Source organism: Actinophytocola sp. KF-1 (assembly GCF_054661535.1).
This window is the reverse complement of sequence record NZ_BAAFVK010000002.1, coordinates 304960-324066: the sequence shown is the minus strand read 5'-3', so window position 1 is coordinate 324066 and position 19107 is coordinate 304960. Positions and strand designations below refer to the sequence as shown.

The 19107-nt window shown below is 71.7% G+C and carries 16 protein-coding genes; 8 read left to right on the top strand and 8 right to left on the bottom strand.

Annotated elements, in window-relative coordinates; genetic code table 11:
- Position 1 precedes the first annotated feature (1 nt).
- A complete protein-coding gene (locus ACYQ77_RS07275) occupies positions 2-1420 on the bottom strand; it encodes a glycosyl hydrolase family 28-related protein (protein WP_459708692.1) in 1419 nt (472 codons plus the stop codon).
- A gap of 201 nt (positions 1421-1621) precedes the next feature.
- Here ACYQ77_RS07275 and ACYQ77_RS07270 point away from each other — a divergent pair, with 201 nt between their 5' ends.
- Positions 1622-2008: a YciI family protein gene (locus ACYQ77_RS07270; RefSeq protein ID WP_459708690.1), complete on the top strand. Its 387-nt coding sequence runs from the start codon at positions 1622-1624 to the stop codon at positions 2006-2008.
- Between the two features lie 24 nt (positions 2009-2032).
- Positions 2033-3292, top strand: a complete 1260-nt coding sequence (locus ACYQ77_RS07265) for an RNA polymerase sigma factor (protein ID WP_459708689.1) — start codon at positions 2033-2035, stop codon at positions 3290-3292.
- A 203-nt stretch (positions 3293-3495) separates the two neighbouring features.
- On the opposite strand, the gene ACYQ77_RS07260 is transcribed toward ACYQ77_RS07265, so the two are convergent.
- The 3 genes from ACYQ77_RS07260 to ACYQ77_RS07250 are packed head-to-tail and all read right to left on the bottom strand — an operon-like array spanning position 3496 to position 5959.
- Positions 3496-3984 carry a flavin reductase family protein gene (locus tag ACYQ77_RS07260; protein WP_459708687.1) on the bottom strand — a complete coding sequence of 163 codons (489 nt, stop codon included), beginning with the start codon at positions 3982-3984 and terminating at the stop codon, positions 3496-3498.
- Complete coding sequence (locus ACYQ77_RS07255; protein WP_459708685.1) at positions 3981-5222, bottom strand: RNA polymerase sigma factor; 1242 nt, start codon at positions 5220-5222, stop codon at positions 3981-3983. The genes ACYQ77_RS07260 and ACYQ77_RS07255 overlap by 4 nt, the downstream gene beginning before the upstream one ends.
- Positions 5223-5266: 44 nt before the next feature.
- Positions 5267-5959 carry a FadR/GntR family transcriptional regulator gene (locus ACYQ77_RS07250; protein WP_459708684.1) on the bottom strand — a complete coding sequence of 231 codons (693 nt, stop codon included), beginning with the start codon at positions 5957-5959 and terminating at the stop codon, positions 5267-5269.
- A gap of 532 nt (positions 5960-6491) precedes the next feature.
- On the opposite strand from ACYQ77_RS07250, the gene ACYQ77_RS07245 reads away from it, so the two are divergent.
- From ACYQ77_RS07245 to ACYQ77_RS07235, 3 genes are read left to right on the top strand one after another with little or no spacing between them, the layout of a single operon-like run.
- Positions 6492-7739, top strand: a complete 1248-nt coding sequence (locus ACYQ77_RS07245) for an NAD(P)/FAD-dependent oxidoreductase (RefSeq protein WP_459708682.1) — start codon at positions 6492-6494, stop codon at positions 7737-7739.
- Entirely contained in the window at positions 7736-8434 is a 699-nt protein-coding gene (locus tag ACYQ77_RS07240; RefSeq protein ID WP_459708681.1) for a DUF1365 domain-containing protein, read from the top strand. Before ACYQ77_RS07245 ends, ACYQ77_RS07240 begins: the two co-directional genes overlap by 4 nt.
- Entirely contained in the window at positions 8431-9627 is a 1197-nt protein-coding gene (locus ACYQ77_RS07235; RefSeq protein WP_459708679.1) for a class I SAM-dependent methyltransferase, read from the top strand. Before ACYQ77_RS07240 ends, ACYQ77_RS07235 begins: the two co-directional genes overlap by 4 nt.
- Here ACYQ77_RS07235 and ACYQ77_RS07230 read toward each other — a convergent pair.
- The 3 genes from ACYQ77_RS07230 to ACYQ77_RS07220 form a co-directional block, all read right to left on the bottom strand.
- Positions 9614-9925 (bottom strand): DUF202 domain-containing protein, encoded by a 312-nt coding sequence (locus tag ACYQ77_RS07230; RefSeq protein ID WP_459708677.1) that lies wholly within the window; start codon positions 9923-9925, stop codon positions 9614-9616. The genes ACYQ77_RS07235 and ACYQ77_RS07230 overlap by 14 nt on opposite strands.
- 985 nt (positions 9926-10910) lie before the next feature.
- Entirely contained in the window at positions 10911-11276 is a 366-nt protein-coding gene (locus tag ACYQ77_RS07225; RefSeq protein ID WP_459708676.1) for a YidH family protein, read from the bottom strand.
- Complete coding sequence (locus tag ACYQ77_RS07220) at positions 11273-12127, bottom strand: SMP-30/gluconolactonase/LRE family protein (RefSeq protein WP_459708674.1); 855 nt, start codon at positions 12125-12127, stop codon at positions 11273-11275. Before ACYQ77_RS07220 ends, ACYQ77_RS07225 begins: the two co-directional genes overlap by 4 nt.
- Positions 12128-12210: 83 nt before the next feature.
- Here ACYQ77_RS07220 and ACYQ77_RS07215 point away from each other — a divergent pair, with 83 nt between their 5' ends.
- From ACYQ77_RS07215 to ACYQ77_RS07205, 3 genes are all read left to right on the top strand, one after another.
- The gene (locus ACYQ77_RS07215; RefSeq protein WP_459708672.1) at positions 12211-13887 is read left to right on the top strand and encodes an AfsR/SARP family transcriptional regulator; all 1677 of its coding nucleotides are present in this window, start codon (positions 12211-12213) and stop codon (positions 13885-13887) included.
- A gap of 5 nt (positions 13888-13892) precedes the next feature.
- On the top strand, positions 13893-14885 hold the full coding sequence (locus ACYQ77_RS07210; RefSeq protein ID WP_459708671.1) for a LacI family DNA-binding transcriptional regulator: 993 nt from the start codon (positions 13893-13895) through the stop codon (positions 14883-14885).
- Between the two features lie 638 nt (positions 14886-15523).
- Entirely contained in the window at positions 15524-17713 is a 2190-nt protein-coding gene (locus ACYQ77_RS07205; RefSeq protein ID WP_459708669.1) for a discoidin domain-containing protein, read from the top strand.
- A gap of 5 nt (positions 17714-17718) precedes the next feature.
- Here ACYQ77_RS07205 and ACYQ77_RS07200 read toward each other — a convergent pair whose 3' ends face one another.
- On the bottom strand, positions 17719-18948 hold the full coding sequence (locus ACYQ77_RS07200; RefSeq protein WP_459708667.1) for an ROK family transcriptional regulator: 1230 nt from the start codon (positions 18946-18948) through the stop codon (positions 17719-17721).
- Between the last annotated feature and the right edge of the window lie 159 nt (positions 18949-19107).

Sequence of the window (19107 nt, the reverse complement as noted above, 5' to 3'; positions counted from 1 at the left end):
CCTATGTCGTGCCGCGCAACCGGTGGCGCAGCTGGGCTTCGTACAGGTTCACCGGGTGGACGGCCTCGTCGAGCGCGTCGGCGACCGAGGACAGCTCGCCGGTGAAGTCGGCCGGGTGGTCCGTCGGGCCGGTGGTGCCGCGCACCCCGACCATCGCGCTGTACGGGGCGTGCGCCTCCAGCCGGACACCGTGCGACCGGCCGCCGAGCACGTCGACGTTCCAGTGGCAGAACCGCGCGCCCCAGCGCGGCCCGGCGTCGCCCGCGCCGCCCGTGGTGCCGTTGTTGGTGATCGTGATCGCGGTGCGCACGCTTTCGAACGGCAGCACGCGGTGCGAGTCGAAGGTGCCCTCCATGGTCCCGTTCGACCACACGTTGCCCGACGAGAAGCCCTCGGTGTTGATGCCGTGGTGCGCGGCGCCGGGCGCGAGCGGAGTGGTGGCGGCGGGGATCTCGAAGTGGTCGACCAGCAGGTCGTGGGTCTGGACACGGCAGATGAACGTGTGGTGGCGGGCCCGGCAGTTCAGCGCGGCCTGGAAGTGCGGGCCGTTGAAGCCGGGGTCGAGGTGGTGTGCGGTCTGCGGTACCTGGCGCATCTCGATCGTCAGGTCCTCGATGCCGGACTCGGCGACCACCGGGCCGAGCGTGGCGAACCGCGGTGACCAGCCACGACGCAGGTCGATCTTGAGCGGCTGCGCGAGCACGACCGCGTCCCGCTCGACCCGGTGGACCTGGACCGGGAACCGGTACCGCGCGAAGTTCACGGCCGGCGGCCACGTCGTCAGCTCGGGCCGCAGCCGTCTGGCGGCGGTGGCCCACGGGTAGGGCTGGCTGCGCAACCGGGACCTGACGACCGTCACCGCCGAAGTCTCGTTGCCGGTGAACCCGCTCGCCTCGAGGTCCGCGCGCAGCTCGCGCGGGATGAACCAGACGAGCCCGCCCGACCACGACCACTCGTTGCGGGTGGCGGGGCGGTAGCACTCGGTCAGGGAGCGGTCGAAGAACAGGCGGGTGCGGCCGCGGCCCGCGCCGCGGATCGCGACCCGGCTGTGGTGGACCCACACGACGCCGGTGAGCAGGTAGGTGCCGGGCGGGACGTGGACGGTGCCGCCGCCCGCGGCGCCGACCCGCTCGATCGCCGCGGTGAACGCGGCCGTGCAGTCGGTGACACCGTCACCCACCGCGCCGAACGCGGTGACCGCGGCACGCACGCCCAGCCTGGGCAGCGGCAGCTCACCGCGCCGGTAACCGGCGTACGAGACGTTGGGGATCAGCGGGTGGGCGTCCGGGGCCGACAGGCACGAGCGCCAGTGTCGATTCCATTGTGGACGATCACGCGCGGCCGCGGCGCCGGTGGCGGCGAGCAGGCAATCGCTTGCCGCCGTGGTTCCGGCAGACCGCAGGAAGTCGCGCCGATCCATACTTCGAGAGGGTAGCGCCAGTTATTCGCCAGGAAAAGGCTTTCCTGTCGTGCGCGCTTCCGGAACTTTCGCGTTCACCCGCACGGCGGCACGGCCGGTCCCGGCCATCGAGATGTCCTCCGAAATTTTCTGCGGCAGGATGTCCCGAGCGGTCCGGCGGCTCCGACGTATCGCTGTAAGCCCCCGAACGGAGGAGTGACCATGAAGTACATCCTGCTGGCCTACACCAACGCCAAGGCCTGGGAGGAGATGCTGGCGAACTGGGACCCGGACCAGCCCATGCCCAAGGAGGTCCAGGAGGCCTGCGACTTCTACGAGGAGCTGGGCAAGGAGCTGACCGCGACCGGCGAGTTCGTCACCACGGAGGGCCTGTCGGACCCGTCGCACACGAAGACGCTGCGCAAGAGCGCCGACGGCGTGGTGGCCACGGACGGGCCGTACGCCGAGGTCAAGGAGGTGCTGGTGAGCTACGCGATCCTGGACTGCGCGTCGCACGAGCGGGCGATGGAGATCGCGGCGCGGGTGTGCGACGCGGTCGGCGACACGATCGAGGTCCGGCCCATCCCCGACGGCCCGGGGCAGCTCTAGGGAGCGAGAGCGAAGGCTTGGTGGATGAGCGACGCGATCCATTCGGCACCGAACGCCTCGGTCGCCCTCGAGGACCTGCTGCGTGAGCTGGCGCCGCAGGTCCTCGGGGCGCTCGTGCGCCGGTTCGGCGACTTCGGCGCCGCGGAGGACGCGGTGCAGGAGGCGCTGATCGACGCCGCCGTGCAGTGGCCGAGGGACGGCCGCCCGGACAACCCGCGCGGGTGGCTGATCCGGGTGGCGCACCGGCGGATGACCGACCACCTGCGCAGCGAGATCGCGCGGCGGCGGCGTGAGGACACCGAGGGCACGCACATCCCGCGCGACCACTTCCTGTCCCCGGCCGCGGACGCGCCGTCGGCCGACACGGACGACACGCTGACCCTGCTGTTCCTGTGCTGCCACCCGGACCTGAGCCCGTCGGCGCAGGTCCCGCTCACGCTGCGGGCGGTCGGCGGTCTGACGACGGCGGAGATCGCGAGCGCGTTCCTGGTGCCGGAGGCCACCATGGCGAAGCGCGTGACCAGGGCGAAGCAGAAGATCAAGGGGTCGCGGTTCCGGCTCCCGACCCCGGCGGAGTGGCCGGAGCGGCTCGGCGCGGTGCTGCACGTGCTGTACCTGGTGTTCAACGAGGGCTACACGTCGACGTCCGGCGAGTCGCTGCAGCGGGTCGAGCTGGCGGCGGAGGCGATCCGGCTGACGCGGCTGCTGCACCGGATGCTGCCGGACGACCACGAGGTGGCCGGCCTGCTGGCGTTGATGCTGCTGACGGACGCCCGCCGGGCGGCGCGGACGGGCCCGTCGGGCGAGCTGGTGCCGATGGCGGAGCAGGACCGCACGCTGTGGGACCGCGCCGAGATCGCGGAGGGCGTCGCGCTGGTGTCGAAGGCGCTGACGTCGACGGACCGCTTCGGCCCGTACCAGCTGCAGGCCGCGATCGCGGCGGTCCACGACGAGGCGGCGAGCGACGAGACCACGGACTGGCCGCAGATCCTGGCCCTGTACCGCCTGCTGGCGGGCATCACCGACAACCCGATGACAACCCTGAACGAGGCGGTGGCGGAGCTGAAGGTCAACGGCCCGGCCGCCGCCCTGGCCACCCTGGACCGAGCAGCCGCCGACGACCGCCTGGCGGGCCACTACCGCGTGGACGCCATCCGCGCCCACATCCTGGAGGCGTCAGGAGACAACACCGCGGCCCGCACCCACTACCTGAAAGCAGCCCAGTCCACCCAAAGCCTCCCAGAACGCACCTACCTACAGAAAAAAGCCACCACCCTCCCCTAACCCCCGCGAGTCCCGCTCTCAAACACCGCGAGTCACGCTCGCACGCACACCGAATTGTCGGTTTCGTGCATGTGGCCCACGTGCCCGCACCCCTGACGCGTCTGCACGAGACCGACAACTCACCCTGCCCCGGAGCGCGACTCGCGAGCCGGACCTGCACGAAACTGACAACTCGGTGTGTACGAGAGCGAGACTCGCGAGGGTCAGGGTGGGTTGCCTGGGGAGAGGGTGCGGACTTGTTGGAAGGGGAGCTGGGGTTTGCCGTGGGACTCGCTCGCCTCCAGCGGGGCCAGTAGGAAGCCCTCGTGGTCGCCGGTGTCGTGGCGGGACAGGACGCGGCCGGTGAACCACTGGTCGCAGTCGTCCAGCAGGGGCACGCCGTCCGGGCCCGGGCGCCACGCGATGTCGGCGAACTTGTCCTTCTCCCACCCGGTCTCGCCGCCGAACAGTTCGGCCAGCCAGTGGTCCTTCGCCCTCGGGACGTGCACGGCCAGCACCGTCGCCGAGCACGCCACCTCGTACGTCGCGTTGCGCTTGGACAGCCACACCATGAACCGCGGCGGGTCGATGCCGCACTGCGATCCGAACCCGACGAGACACCCCGCCCGCCGCTCCCCCGCCGCGGCCGTGACGATGTACATGGGGTAGTCCAGGCCGCTGACCAGCGCGTCGAACTTCGATCCGGCCGTCACCCGCCGCCCTTCTCTGCCTTCTTCCCGGCCTTCTCCGCCGCCTTGGCCGCCTTCCGCGCGTCCTTGGCGGCTTCCTTCGCTGCCTTCTTCTCCGCCTGGCGGGCCGCGTTGGCCTCGACCTGCTCCTCGGCCTTCGCGTTCCCCGGCGACGGCTGCGCCGCCGACGGCACAGACGTCGACGGCACAGACGTTACCGCCGGCGCCGGCACCACGATCGACGGCACCTCGGCGGGTCCCGGCACCTCCGCGACGGGCTCGGCGACGGGTGCCCGCGGCCGCCCCGACGGCAGCGGCCCGTTGATGACGGTCTCCGTGGTCGACGTCGGCTCGGCGAGCGCGGGCACGTCCCGCAGCGGGTCGCACCCGGCCACCTCGGGCGACGAAGCCACCGTGGTCACGGCGGTGGCGGCGATCGCGACCACGGCGGCGACCTTCGCGACCAGCGTCTTCGCGACCGTGGCGGGCGCGGCGGCGGGCAGGTACGCGGCGGCCAGCGACGCCCCGAGCAGCAGCGGCGCCACCGACGACCGCAGCTCGGCGTTGACGGTGGCGAGCGTGTCGGCGCGGGCCCGGCAGTCCGCGCACAACGCCAGGTGCCTGCTGATCTTGCGGCTGAGCGGGCCGGGCACGCTGCTGCGCACCCACCCGGCGAGCTTCGACACGGTCGCGCGGCACTCCCGGCTCTCGACCTCGGCGAGGTGCGCGCGCAGGTACGCCTGCCGCAGCCCTTCCCGGGCGCGGTACGCGAGCGCCGCGACCCCGTTGGGCCGCAGCCCGAGCAGCGGGGCGACCTCGGCGGGCGACTCGTCCTCGACCTCGGTGTGCCACAGCACGGTCCGCCACCGCTCGGGCAGGCTCGCGAACGCGCTGGCCGCGGCGTTGGCGTCCCACCGGTGGACGACCGGATCGCCGCCCGGGCGGGGGAGGTAGGTCTCCGGGACGTCCGCGTACAGCGACACCGTCGCGCCCCGCGACCCGCTGATCGCGGCGTTGCGGAGCGTGACCAGCAGGTAGGCGCGGAACTCCTCGGTCGGCCCGCCGCCCTCCCGCAGGACCCGCAACACCCGGGTGAAGGCGTCCGCGACCAGGTCTTCCCGTTCCGCGTCCGTGCCGGACAGGCACGACGCGGCCCGTTTCGCGGCGTGCAGGTGGCGTTCGTAGAGCGCGCCGTACGCCTCGGAGTCGCCACGCCGCACGGCGGCGATCAGCTCCGCGTCGGACCTCCGGTCCAGTGTCACCGAACCTACCTACTCCGTTGTGGACGTCGGCGTCAACGGCGGGGTCAACGCCAGTCGACGACCTCCCGCATGAGCCCCGGGTGCCGCCGCCGGACATATGCGGCGTATTCCGCCATGTGCTCGCGCATCAGTTCCTCGGCCCGGGCCGCGTCGCCGTCGATGATGGCGCGCGCGATGTCACAGTGGACATTCAACACCGCGGGCCGCCGCGACTTGGGAAACAGCGGCGGGGAAAGCCGGTCGCGGACAATGTCGCCGAGCGACTGCCCGTACAGGCTCATCACGGGGTTGCCGGACATGGCGGCGACGAGCCGGTGGAAGTCGGCCGCGTCGCGGGTGTACTCCTCGTCGTCGGTGCGGGCAGGCCGGGTGAACCGGGACATCTCGGCGACCAGCTGCTGGTCGTGGTGCTGCGCGGCGAGCACGGCGAGCGTCGGCTCCATGATCACCAAGGCGTCGAGCAGGTCGCCGAAGGTGACGCCGTCCATCTGGAAGAACAGGGTGGCCATGCGGCCGAAGTTCTCGGTGTGGACCTGGTCGACGGTGGGGCCGCCGCGCGGACCGGGCTTGATCGAGATGAGCCCGTGCACCTCGAGGATGCGCAGCGCCTCGCGCAGGGAGCCGCGGCCGACCCGGTACTCCTCGAGCATCTTGGCTTCGGGCGGCAGTTGGGTCCCCGGGGTCAGTTCCTCGGCGCCGATTCGCCGGACGATATCTCGTGCGATCGCCTCTGACACCTTGTCGCTGCGTCTGACCGGCCTCCTGGGCGTCCCCGCGCCTGTTGCTGCCACTCGCACATGTTAGCGACATTGGCGAGATTGTCTCCCATTTCGGTCAGGCTTTTTCCAAAGGCAACCGGAGGATTCCGGGGGTCTGGCCCACCGGTTATTCGCGGGCAATGGTTTACCCGCGCGGGTGACGAGTAGATACAGCATCGCTGCCCGGGCCGGTGCCGTTACAAGTCTCGCCGAGAGTTGTCACAGAAGCGCGAAAAATGTCACCGCGACCGCCCTTCGCCGAAATATCCACGGCAGCGGCGATCCGGCCACGCCCATCCGGTTCACGCCGACGGCGCGGGGCGGCCCGCGAGGTGGCGCCGCCACGTGCTGGCGCCCCCGGTGCCGGCGCGGTCGCGTTTGTGCGCTGCGCCCGAACCGGAGTCGTCTCGTGGTCAGACCACCAGCCGCGGGAATAGGCCCTGCGCCCGGTACGAGCGCAGGGAATTGGATAGGAGCAAGCCGAGGGCGGTAGCGCGCCGAATCAGGGGTCATGACCACCGAGAGGGTTGCCGTGATCGGGGCCGGTGTCGCCGGCCTGACCGCCGCCTACCTGCTGCAACGCCGCTACGACGTGCTGCTGTTCGAGGCCGCGCCCCGGCTGGGCGGCCACGCGCACACCCACGACGTGCCGACGCGGGACGGCACGGTGGCGGTCGACAGCGGGTTCATCGTCCACAACGAGCGCACGTACCCGAACCTGCTGCGCCTGTTCGGCGAGCTGGGGGTGGCGACCCGGGAGTCCGAGATGTCGATGAGCGTCCGCTGCCTCGGCTGCGGGCTGGAGTACGCGGGCGCACGGAGGCTGCCGGGCCTGTTCGCGCAGCCGGGCAACGCGCTGCGGCCCCGCTACCTGCGGATGCTGGCCGAGGTCACCCGGTTTCACCGGCACGCACGGCGGGTGCTGGCGGACGGCGGGGAGGACGTCACGCTGGGCGAGTTCGCCGCCGGCTACTCCCGCTACTTCACCGAGCACTTCCTGCTGCCGGTCGTGTCGGCGGTCTGGTCGGCGCCGGAGGAGGTGAGCCGCGCCTACCCCGTGCGGTACCTGTTCCGCTTCCTCGCCCACCACGGCCTGCTGTCGGTGGGAGGCTCGCCGACCTGGCGGACGGTGGTCGGCGGGTCCCGCGAGTACGTCGAGCGCGCCGCGAAGGGCCTGACGGCGGTGCACGTCAGCACGCCGGTGCGGGCGCTGCACCGCACGCCGGACGCGGTGGTGGTCCGCGACGACGGCGACGAGACGCACGCGGTGGACCGGGTGGTCGTGGCGACGCACGCCGACCAGGCGCTGGGGTTGCTGGCGGACCCGACGCCGGCGGAGGAGCGGGTGCTGGGCGCGTTCACGTACTCCCGCAACGAGACGTGGCTGCATTCCGACGACTCGCTGCTGCCGGTGGCCCGCGGTGCGCGCGCGTCGTGGAACTACCTGAAGCCGAGCTGCGCGGGCGGCGAGAAGGTGCTGGTCAGCTACGACATGAACCGGCTCATGCGGTTGGGTGAGCCGCGCCCGTACGTGGTGACGCTGAACGCGACCGACCGGGTCGACCCGGCGGCGGTGCACGCGACCATGACCTACGAGCACCCGGTGTACACGCCGGAATCCGTTGCGGCACAGGGCTTCCTGCCCGGCCTGACGACGGCCAGGACCGCGTTCGCGGGCGCGTACCACGGCTGGGGGTTCCACGAGGACGGCTGCGCGTCCGGGGTGCGGGCCGCGGCCGCGTTCGGGGTGGACTGGTGATCCTGTACGCGGCGCGCCTGACGCACGTCCGGCACCGGGCGCTGACCCGCCGCTTCACGCACCGGCTGCGGCTGTGGCTGGTGGACGTCGACGACCTGCCCGCGTCGCGGCTGGTGTCGTTCCGCGCGGCCGACCACCTCGGCGCGCCGCACCGGTCGATCCGCACGAACCTGACGGCGTGGCTCGCGACGCGGGGGGTCCCGGCGCCGGGCCGGGTGCTGATGCTGACGGCCCCGAGGTCGCTGGGTTACGTGTTCAACCCGCTGACCGTGTTCTGGTGCCACGACGACGCGGGCGCGCCGTTGTGCGTGGTGGCGGAGGTGCACAACACGTACGGGGAACGGCACTGCTACCTGCTGCGGCCCGACGAGCGGTGGCACGCGGAGGCGGACAAGGAGTTCTACGTGTCGCCGTTCTTGGAGGTCTCGGGCCGCTACCGGATGCGGCTGCCACCGCCGGACGACCGGCTGTCGCTGACGATCGCGTTGCGGCAGGACGGCGAACCGGCGTTCACGGCGACGCTGACCGGCGACCGCGTCGGTCCCGCGACGCGGCTCCGGCTGCTCGGCTACGCGATTTCCCTTGTGCCGCAACGGGTGCGGTTCCTGATCCAGCGGCATGGCGTCGCACTGTGGCTGCGGCAGCTCCCGGTCGTGCCGCGTGCTCCCCACGTACCGCAGGAGGGTGTGCAGTGACCACGACGACCGAGACCCCGCCCTGCTCGCCGTTCCGCGCGTGGGCTGCGGCACGGCTCTTCCGGTACGCGGTGAAGGACCTGCCGGTCACGGTGTCCTTCCCGGACGGGTCCCGGCTGGGCCGGGGCGGTCCGGAGCTGCGGATCGTGCGCCCGGCGGCGTTCTTCCACCGCCTCGGCGCGCAGGCGAACATCGGCTTCGGCGAGGCGTACATGGCGGGCGACTGGGTGGCCGACGACCCGGCGGCGGCGCTGACCCCGTTCGCGGCGCGGATGGCGACGCTGGTGCCCGCCCCGCTGCAGGTGCTGCGGCGGTGGGTGGACGCGCGCCGTCCGGTCGCGGAACGCAACACCCCGGACGGCGCGCGGGAGAACATCCACCGCCACTACGACCTGTCGAACGACCTGTTCGAGGCGTTCCTGGACGAGTCGATGACGTACTCGTCGGCGTGGTTCGCCCCGGGCGACGACCTCCACGCGGCACAGCTGCGCAAGATCGACGGCATCCTCGACTACGCGGGTGTGCGGGCGGGCAGCCGCGTGCTGGAGATCGGCACCGGCTGGGGCGCGCTGGCGATCCGGGCGGCCCAGCGCGGCGCGACGGTGACGTCGCTGACCATCTCGGTCGAGCAGCAGAAACTGGCGGAGAAACGCGTGGCGGCGGCGGGCGTGGCCGACCGGGTGCAGATCGCGTTGACCGACTACCGGGAGGCCGCGGGCACCTACGACGCGGTGGTGTCGGTGGAGATGATCGAGGCGGTGGGCGAGGAGTTCTGGCCGGACTACTTCGCGACGCTGGCGCGGGTCCTGGCACCGGGCGGCCGCGTCGGCCTGCAGGCGATCACCATGCCGCACGACCGCCTGCTGGCGACGCGGCGGTCGCACAACTGGATCCAGAAGTACGTCTTCCCGGGCGGCCTGCTCCTGTCGGTGCCGGTGATCGAGGAACAGGCGGCGAGGGCGGGGTTGCGCATCGTGCGGCGCCGGAGCCTGGGGCCCCACTACGCGCGGACGTTGGAGCAGTGGCGTACACGCTTCCGGGCGTCACACGACCAGGTGAGCGCGCTGGGTTTCGACGAGGTCTTCGAGCGGTTGTGGGAGTTCTACCTGGCGTACTCGGAGGCGGGGTTCCGTTCGCGGTACCTGGACGTGTGGCAGTTCAGCCTGCGCGCGGCGCCCGTCACAGGAGGATGAGGAGCAACCCAAGCACCCCGACCGCACCGACGGCGACGGTGAGCACAAAGGCCGGGAGGACGAAGTCGACGGGCTGCCGTGCGTCCAACCGGCGGGCGGCCCGCCGGTAACGCTCGTGCGACCACCCGACCACTCCGACGGCGAGAAGAGCAGCGGCAAGCGCGGCGCCGACGGCCCAGGGCTCCGCACGCACGACGGCCAGCCGCCCGGCGAGCAGAGCACAGGCGACAAGCCCAAGCGCGGTCCGCACCCACGCGAGGGAGGTCCGCTCGTTCTGCACCCCGGGCGGCTCAGTCACCGGCAACTCCCGCATCCATCAGGCAACGCTCCCGGCCCCAGCTGCGCCCCGAAATGTCGGCCCCACAAGGTAATGTGGAAACCGGGGGACCCCAGGCCGAGCCAATGGACCGCTCGCACGGCATCCGACCGCTCGCACCGCCTCCGCCACGCACGGACCCAACCCGGCTCCCCGCCCGCCGATCGCGGGGTCGGGGCCGATCGCGGGGCCGGGCCGGGCCGCGCCGCCGAGAATTGTCGGTCCCACAAGGTAAAGTCGAAACCGGGGGACCCCAGGGCGAACGAATGGACCGCTCGCACGACACCTCCCCGACCGCATCGCCGCCCCGGACCAATCCGGTCCGGACCGATCGGCACCAGTCCGGTCCCGGTCCGGACCGCTCCGCCCCCAGTCCGGTCCAGTGCGATCCGCCCCAGTCCGGTCTCGGTCCGGGGCGATCCGCCCCAGTCCGGTCCAGGGCGATCCGCACCGTTCCCGTCCGGACCTGGCACACCTCGCACACCGGCCCCGGCCCGCACGCAACCGCCGAAAATGTCGGTCCCCCAAGGTAAAATGGAAACCGGGGGTCCCCCGGCGAGCGAATGGACCGTTCACACGGCACCCCTATCACCGGCCGCCGCCCCGCACGGACGAAACCCGGGCCCACGTCGCCCACCTGTCCCCAGGTCGGGACCGCAGCTGCCCAGGATTGTCGGTCCCCCAAGGTAAACTTGAAACCGGGGGACCCCCTGGGCCGAGCGAATGGACCGTTCGTCCGGCAACCCCACCGTCCGCATCACCGCCGCGCCCGAGCCAGTTCGGCACACCTCGCGCACCGCCCTCCGCCGCACGCAACCCCGAAATGTCGGTCCCCCAAGGTAAAATGGAAATCGGGGGACCCCCGGCCGAGCCAATGGACCGTTCGTCCGGCAGCCGGGCCGCGGCGGCCTGCGATGCCGCCGCACCCCAGCCGAACGAACTGACCATCCGCACGCGAGAAGACACCTCACCGCAGATTGGCCACCACCAGCAGCACGAACACCGCCAACGCGACCGCGGCGATCCCGTACGACAACCACGGCGCCAGCCGGGGCGGCGGCAACGGCCGTCGCTCGCGCATCGCCTCCTCGCTGCGCAACCAGCGCCGGAACGCCACCCCGCTGATCCCCACTCCCGCCAGCACCAGCAACGCCGCCAGCACCTGCCGCAAGCCCGGCACCGCGAGCGGCGGCGCGAACGCCTCCAACCCGATGCCCGCGGCGAGCAGCGCCAGCGCCGTGCGGATCCACGCGAGAAAGGTCCGTTCGTTCGCGAAGCTGAACCTCGGGTCCGGGTCGGAGCCCCGCGCACGCAGCCGCGCCGCCCACCTCACCCCGCCCACTCCCCCGCGGGCAGCCCCGCCACCCCCGGGTCCACGGCGAACAACGACCCCGCCGACGGCTGGTCCCCGAAGTCCCGCACGCCGACCCGCGCGGTCGTGATGTACAGCGTCGACAACGCCGGCCCGCCGAACGCGCACGACGTCACCCGCTGCGCGGGCACCTCCACCGTCGCCAGCAACCGGCCGTCCGGGGCGTACCGGCGGACCGCCCACCCGTCCCACAGCGCCACCCACAGGCAACCGTCGGCATCGACTGTCATGCCGTCCGGCCAGCCACGGTCGATGTCGACGATCCGGCGCCGTCGCGACAGCTCGCCGGTCGACGGGGTGTGGTCGAACGCGTCGACGCCGCCGGTCTGCGTGTCGATGTAGTACATGGTCGTACCGTCCGGGGACCATGCCAAACCGTTCGAACAGGACACTCCGGTCACCATCGTGTGCAGCGAACGGTCCGGGTCCAGCCGGTACAGCGCGCACGCCCCGTGCGGGTCGTCCAGCATCGTGCCCGCCCAGAACCTGCCCCACGGGTCGGCCTTGCCGTCGTTGAACCGGCCGCCGGGCGGGTCGGTGTCCACGGCGTGCAGCAACGTCCGCCGTCCGCCGTCCTCGAGGCACGTGTACAGCCCGGTCGTCGTCGCGACCACCAGCCCGCCCGCGGCCCGCACCGCGACCGTGCCGACGTCCTCGCCGACCTCGAAGAACGTGTCCACCCCCGACGCCGGGTCGAACCGGTGGACCCGCCCCCGGTAGATGTCCACCCACCGCAGGCACGAGCTGCGGGCGTCCCACACCGGACCTTCCCCGAGCAGCGCCTCCGCCGCCAGCACCACGTCGACGATCACACACAGGACCGTACCCGGGACCGCGTGTTAGCGAGTTGTTAGCGCCGTCTCCGAGCATGGATTGCGCACGGGGAGGTGCACGCATGGAAACGTACGAAGGCATCCGGTACCGCCTGCTCGGTCCGGTCGAGCTGTACCACGACGGGTCCGCCGTCGACCTGTCGTCGACGAAGATCCGGCTGATGCTCACCGCGCTGGCGCTCGCGCCCAACACGGTGGTGTCGTTCGAAGCGCTGGGCGAGGTCCTGTGGGAGAGCGGCCCGCCGCCGTCGGCCCGGTCCAACGTCCGCACCTACGCGACCGCGCTGCGCCGCGCGCTCGACCAGGGCAGCCGCGACCGCCTCGTCTCCAAGAGCGGCGGCTACCTGCTCGCGACCGCACCGGACGAGCTGGACGTGCACGTCTTCGGCCGCCTCGCGGAGATCGGCAGGCGAGCGCTCTCCGAGGGCGAGGCCGCGTCCGCCCGCACCCACCTGCGCCAGGCGCTCGGGCTGTGGCGCGGCCACCCCGGCGAGGGCCTGCCGCCGCGGCGCGCGCTCGCCGGGCACCTCGACGCGCTCGCCGAGCAGCGGCTGCTCGCCGAGGAGGACCTGATGGAGGCGGAGCTGGCCGTCGGCAGGCACGCCGAGCAGGTCGGCGTCGCGCGCAGACTCGTCAACGACCACCCGCTGCGCGAACGCTGCTGGGCGGCGCTGATGCTCGCGCTGTACCGCAGCGGTGACGTCGCCGCGGCGCTCGAGGCGTTCACCGAGGCCAGGAAACGCCTGGTCGAGGGGCTCGGCCTGGAGCCGGGGCCGCGGCTGCAGCAACTGCACGCCGCGATGCTCAACCGGGACAGCGCGCTGCTGGCCCAGCCTGCCGCCGCCGCGCCGGTCGTCGCGGGCAGCCGCTGCCAGCTGCCGCACCAGGCGCCGCTGGTCGACCGCGGCGAGGAGGTGCGGTCGGTCGTGACCGCCGTCTGCGCCGACTCGGCCGGTCCGCAGGTCGTCGTCGTGCACGGCCCCACGGGCGCGGGCAAGTCGGCGGTGGCGCTGCTCGCCGCGCACCAGGCGGCGTGGCACTTCCCCGACGGCCAGCTGTACGTGGACCTCGCGAGCGCGGGCCTGTCCGCGGAGACCGCCGCGCGCTGGCGCGAGTCGCTGACGGGGAAGCGCGCGCTCGTCGTGATCGACCACTGCACGACCGCCGCGCAGCTGCGGCCGCTGCTGGTGTCGGAGCCGGGGTGCGCGTTCGTGGTGACGGCCGACTCGCCGCTCGCCGCGGTGGACGCGACCGCGCGCGTGCCCGTCACGCGGCTGAGCCCGTCGGCGGGGGTGGCGATGTTGAGCAAGCTGGTCGGCCGGGCGCGGCTCGTGTCGGAGCGGCACGCCCGTGACCTCGTGGCGCGCTGCGACCACCTGCCGCTCGCGATCCGGGCGGTCGCGGCGGTGCTGATCCAGAGCCCGCGGCTCGGCATCGAGGACCTCGTGCCGCGGCTGCACGACCGCAACCTGCTCGACGAGCTGGCCGTCGACGACCTCGACCCGAGGGCGCGGCTGCTGGGCCGCTACCGCGAGCTGACCGCGTCGGACCCGGTGGCGGCGACGGCGTTCCGGCACCTCGGCGGCGGTATGCCCGTCGACGAGCTGCCGCCGCACGTGGCGCGGCGGCTGGTCGAGCACGGCCTGCTCGAGGACGGCGGCATCGGGCGGTTCGCGAAGCTCGTCGCGGCGGAGCTGACCGAACAGGACACGGAAGCGGGCGTGGTGAACGTATCCTGACCTGCATGCGCGTGACGATCGCCGAGGTCGCCAGAAGAGCGAGGGTCAGCAAGACGACGGTGTCGCGCGTGCTCAACAACAAGGGCGACGTGGACGCGGCCACCGCCATCCGGGTGCGTGAGGTCATCGCGGCGACCGGCTACACGCCGAGCGCGGGGGCGGTCGGCCTGGCCAGGGGGCGTACCCAGACGGTCGGCATGCTGGTGCCGGGGCTGACCTGGCCGTGGATGGGTGACGTGCTGCAGGGCGTGGCAGACGTGCTGGAGGCGCGGGGGTACGGCCTGCTGCTGCACACGGTGAACCGTGGCGAGCAGTCGCTGACGCAGTTCCAGCGGCACGTGTCCGCGAACGCGTTCGACGGTTTGCTGCTGGTCGAGCCGCCGGACACGCTGTCGTACATCACGAGCCTGCACGAGAACGGCCTGCCGGTGGTCATGATCGACGACCGCGGCCACCACCCCGGCTTCCCGTCGGTCGCCACCAGCAACGACAGGGGCGCGGCGGACGCGGCCGCGCACCTGCTGGCACTGGGCCGCAGGCGGCTCGCCATGGTGACCGGCCCGTCGGAGTTCGGCTGCACGCGCGACCGCACCGCGGGCTTCCGCGACACGGCGGGTCCGTCGTGCGACCCGGCGCTGGTGGTGGAGGGCGACTTCACGCGCGGCGGCGGCCAGGCGGCGATCGAGGAGCTGCTGGCGAGGGACGTGCCGTTCGACGCGGTGTTCGCGCACAACGACCTGATGGCGGTCGGCGTGCTGGACGGCCTGCGCGCGGCGGGCAAGGACGTGCCCGGGGACGTGGCGGTGATCGGCTTCGACGACATCTCGATCGCGGAACACACCCAGCCGGCGCTGACCACGGTCCGCCAGCCGTCGCGCGAGATGGGCGAGGCGGCGGCCACGATGCTGCTGGCCCACCTGGCAGGCGACCCTCCACCGGAACAACCGCTGGTAGTCCCCACCTCCCTGGTGATCCGAGAAAGCGCCCCAGCCACCTGACCCAGCCCCTCGCGAGTCACGCTGTCAGGCACACCGAGTTGCCAGGTTCGTGCAGACGACCGCCGCCGGAAGCGCACCAAACCGACAACTCGCACCGCCTGACAACGCGACTCGCGACGCCCCGAACCCGCGAGTCACGCTCTCACGCACAACGAGTTACCAGTTTCGTGCACCTGCCGGGGCCCGAGGGTCTGCACCAAACCAGCAACTCGCACTGCCTGACAGCGCGACTCGCCAAGTCCTGCAGCCGCGAGTCGCGCTCTCGCGCACAACGAGTTGCCAGTTTCGGGCAGGTGCCGCGCGCCGTGAGGTGCACCAAACCGACAACTCGCACTGCCTGACAGCGTGACTCGCGAGGTCCTGGAGCCGCGAGTCGCGCTCTCGTGCATGCCGAGGGGGGCGGTTTCGTGTAGGTGTCGCGCGCGGGGATGTGCACGAAACCGGCAACTCATGCTGCTTGAGGGCGTGACTCGCGGGGGTTGAGGGCGGGACTCGCGGGGCTGGGCCGTTTGTTGGATTGACTTTGGGAGTTGGCGGCTTGTTAAATGCATCACAGGTTCGGAACCGGTTCCGGTACCGGTTCCGAACCGTTGTCCGATCCATCCCTGCTCGCTTTCTGGATCGAAACAGGTACGCCCATGAAACGCATCCTCGCCGTCGCGACAACGGTGTTCGCGGCCGCGGCCCTCCTCGTGGTTCCCCAGGTGCAGGCGGCTCCGCTCGCCTGCGGGACCACCAACGTCGCCCAGGGCAAGACCGCCACCGCCTCCTCCACGGAGAACGCCGGGACGCCTGCCTCCGCCGCCGTCGACGGCAACGCAGGCACGCGCTGGTCCAGCGCCTTCTCCGACCCGCAGTGGCTGCAGGTCGACCTCGGCTCCTCCCAGCAGATCTGCCGCGTCGGGCTGAACTGGGAGACCGCCTACGCGCGCGCCTTCCAGGTGCAGGTCTCCGACAACGCCAGCACCTGGACCACGATCTACTCGACCACCACGAGCGCCGGGGGCAACCAGTCGCTGGACGTCACGGGCACCGGGCGGTACCTGCGCGTGACCGGGACCGTGCGGGCCACCCAGTGGGGTTACTCGTTGTGGGAACTGTCCGTGAACACCGACGGCGGCGGCACCACGATCCCGCCGACGGACCCGCGCAACCCGAACTTCGGGCCGAACACGTTCGTCTTCGACCCGTCCACGCCGCAGTCGACCATCCAGTCCCGGTTGAACGCCATCGCGACCGAGATGAAGACCAACCAGTTCGGCACCCAGCGGTACGCGGTCCTGTTCAAGCCCGGCTCCTACAACGCCGACGTCAACCTCCGCTTCTACACGCAGGTCGCCGGCCTGGGTCTGTTGCCCGATCAGGTGAACCTCAACGGCCACGTCCGGGTGGAGGCCGACTGGCTCCAGCAGGGTGACAACCCCAACAACCTCGGCAACGCCACGCAGAACTTCTGGCGCTCCGCCGAGAACCTCTCCGTCACCCTCCCCAGTGGACAGATCGAGCGGTGGGCCGTCTCGCAGGCCGCGCCCTACCGGCGCATGCACCTGCGCGGCCAGGTCCAGCTCTGGAACGGCGGCGACGGGTGGGCCTCCGGCGGCCTCATCGCCGACTCGCAGATCGACGGGGTCGTCGAGTCCGGGTCGCAGCAGCAGTTCTTCACCCGCAACAGCGACCTGCGCGGCGGCTGGTCCGGCTCGGTGTGGAACATGGTGTTCACCGGCTCCACCGGCACACCGCCGCAGCACTTCCCGAACCCCTCGCACACCGTCGTCGACACCACGCCGAAGGTCCGCGAAAAGCCGTTCCTGTACCTCGACGGCACCGGCGAGTACCGCGTCTTCGTGCCCGCGCTGCGGGAGAACACCCGCGGCACCTCGTGGGCGGGCGGCAACCCCGCCGGCACGTCGATCTCCCTCGCCAACTTCTACATCGTGCAGGTCGGCACCCCGGCCGCCACGATCAACACCGCGCTCGCCCAGGGCAAGCACCTGCTGTTCACGCCGGGCGTCCACCACCTCGACGACACGATCCGGGTCACCAACCCGAACACGGTCGTGCTGGGGCTCGGGCTCGCCACGCTCACCCCGGACACCGGCAAGGCGGCCATCACGGTGGCCGACGTGGACGGCGTGAAGCTCGCGGGCATGCTGATCGACGCGGGCCCGACGAACTCGCCGGTGCTCGTCGAGGTCGGTCCCGCGGGGTCGACCGCGAGCCACGCGACCAACCCGACGTCACTGCACGACGTGTTCTTCCGCGTCGGCGGTCAGCACGCGGGCAAGGCCACGGTTTCCTTGCGCGTCAACAGCAAGGACGTGATCGGCGACCACATGTGGCTGTGGCGCGGCGACCACGGCACCGGCATCGGCTGGAACGTCAACACCGCGCAGAACGGCCTCGTGGTCAACGGCGACAACGTGATCATGTACGGCCTGTTCGTCGAGCACTACCAGCAGTACAACACCATCTGGAACGGCAACAACGGCCGGACCTACTTCTACCAGAACGAGATGCCCTACGACCCGCCGGACAACGCCACTTGGGGCTCGTCGGGCGGCGGCTCGCTCGGCTGGGCGTCGTACAAGGTGGCCGACTCGGTGACGAACCACGAGGCGTGGGGCGTCGGGTCGTACTGCTTCTTCAACACCAACCCGTCGGTCGTCGCGAGCCGCGGCTTCGAGGCGCCCAACCGGACGGGCGTCCGGTTCCACGGCCTGGTCACCGTGTCGCTGGGTGGCGTGGGCACGATCAACCGCGTCATCAACGACACGGGTGAGGTCGCGAACCAGCCGCACCAGGTGAGCTACGTCGCCAACTACCCGTGATCCTGCTACAGCGCAGGGGCCTTGGGACGGACCCGCGGGTCCGTCCCAAGGCTCAGCAGTGCCTCGACCGGGAGGGTGGCCGCGCCGACGGCCACCGCGTCGGGGCCGAGTTCACAGAGGACGATCGACGTCTGCTCGTAGGCGTGCCGCAGCGCGTGGGCGGCTGTGGCGGTGCGGATCTCGGGCAGCAGCCGGGAACCCAGCGCCATGCCCGCCCACCCGCCGAGCACGATCCGCTCCGGGTTGAACAGGTTGACGAGGTTGGCGATACCCGCCCCGAGGTAGCCGATGGTCTCCTCGACGACGGCGGCCGCGGTCTCCGACCGGTCCACCGAGGACAGCAGGAAGTCCAGTTGGGACTGTTCGTCGGTGCGTGGGATCGCCTTGCCGCCACGGGCTTTCCGGAACCGGTCGAGGATGCCTTCCGCGCCGACGTACGCCTCGAGGCACCCCGTCGCACCACACCGGCACGGGCGGCCGCCGTAGGAGAGCGTCGTGTGCCCCCACTCCCCCGCGCTGCTCGTCGCGCCCCGGTACGTGGTGCCGTCGGTGATCACCGTGGCCCCTATCCCGGACCCGATCAGCGCGATCACCGCGTGCCGGGCCCCGCGCCCGGCGCCGAACCACATCTCCGCCTGCCCCTGGGTCTTCGCGCCGTTCTCGACGAAGACGGGCACCGTGATCCCGTTGTGACGTACCAGATCCGCGAGCGCGACCCCGTCCCAGCCGATCGTCTGGGCGTGCACGCGGATCGTGTCACCCTGCTCGACCGTGCCGGGCACGCCGATGCCGACGCCCAGCAGCGACGACTCCGCCACCCCGGCCTCCGCGAGCAGCGCGCCGAACCCGGCCGCGATGATCTCACCGACCAGCGCCACGTCCGGCTGGGGAGTGGCCAGCGGCCGGTCGACGGTCGCGAGGCGGGTCATCGACAGGTCGAACAGCTCCATGGTCACGCCGGTCTCGCCGACGTCGATGCCGACCACGTGCCCGTACACCGGGTTGACCCGCAGGAGCACCCGGGGGCGGCCGCCGTCCGACTCCACCAGGCCGGCCTCGACCACCAGGCCGTCGTCGATCATCTCGCCGGTCACGTTGCTCACCGTCGCCGCCGAGAGGCCCGTCCGGCCACCCAGCTCGTGCCGGGACAGCGGGCCGTCGAAGAACAGCGTGGACAGCAGCGTCGACCGGTTGCGCCTGCGCAGGTCACGGACCGTCGCACGTCTCGGCTGCATGGGCACCGTCCTCTCCCGACCTGGTCGCGTCAGCCTAACGAGCCCGAACCATAGTTCATGCGCAGACTTTATTCGCGTCTTTAAATAAGGCTAAGTTCGTTACCTGTCCGTTATTGACGTGACCCTGCTCACCCGGTTGACTCCCCTCCAACAGGCAGC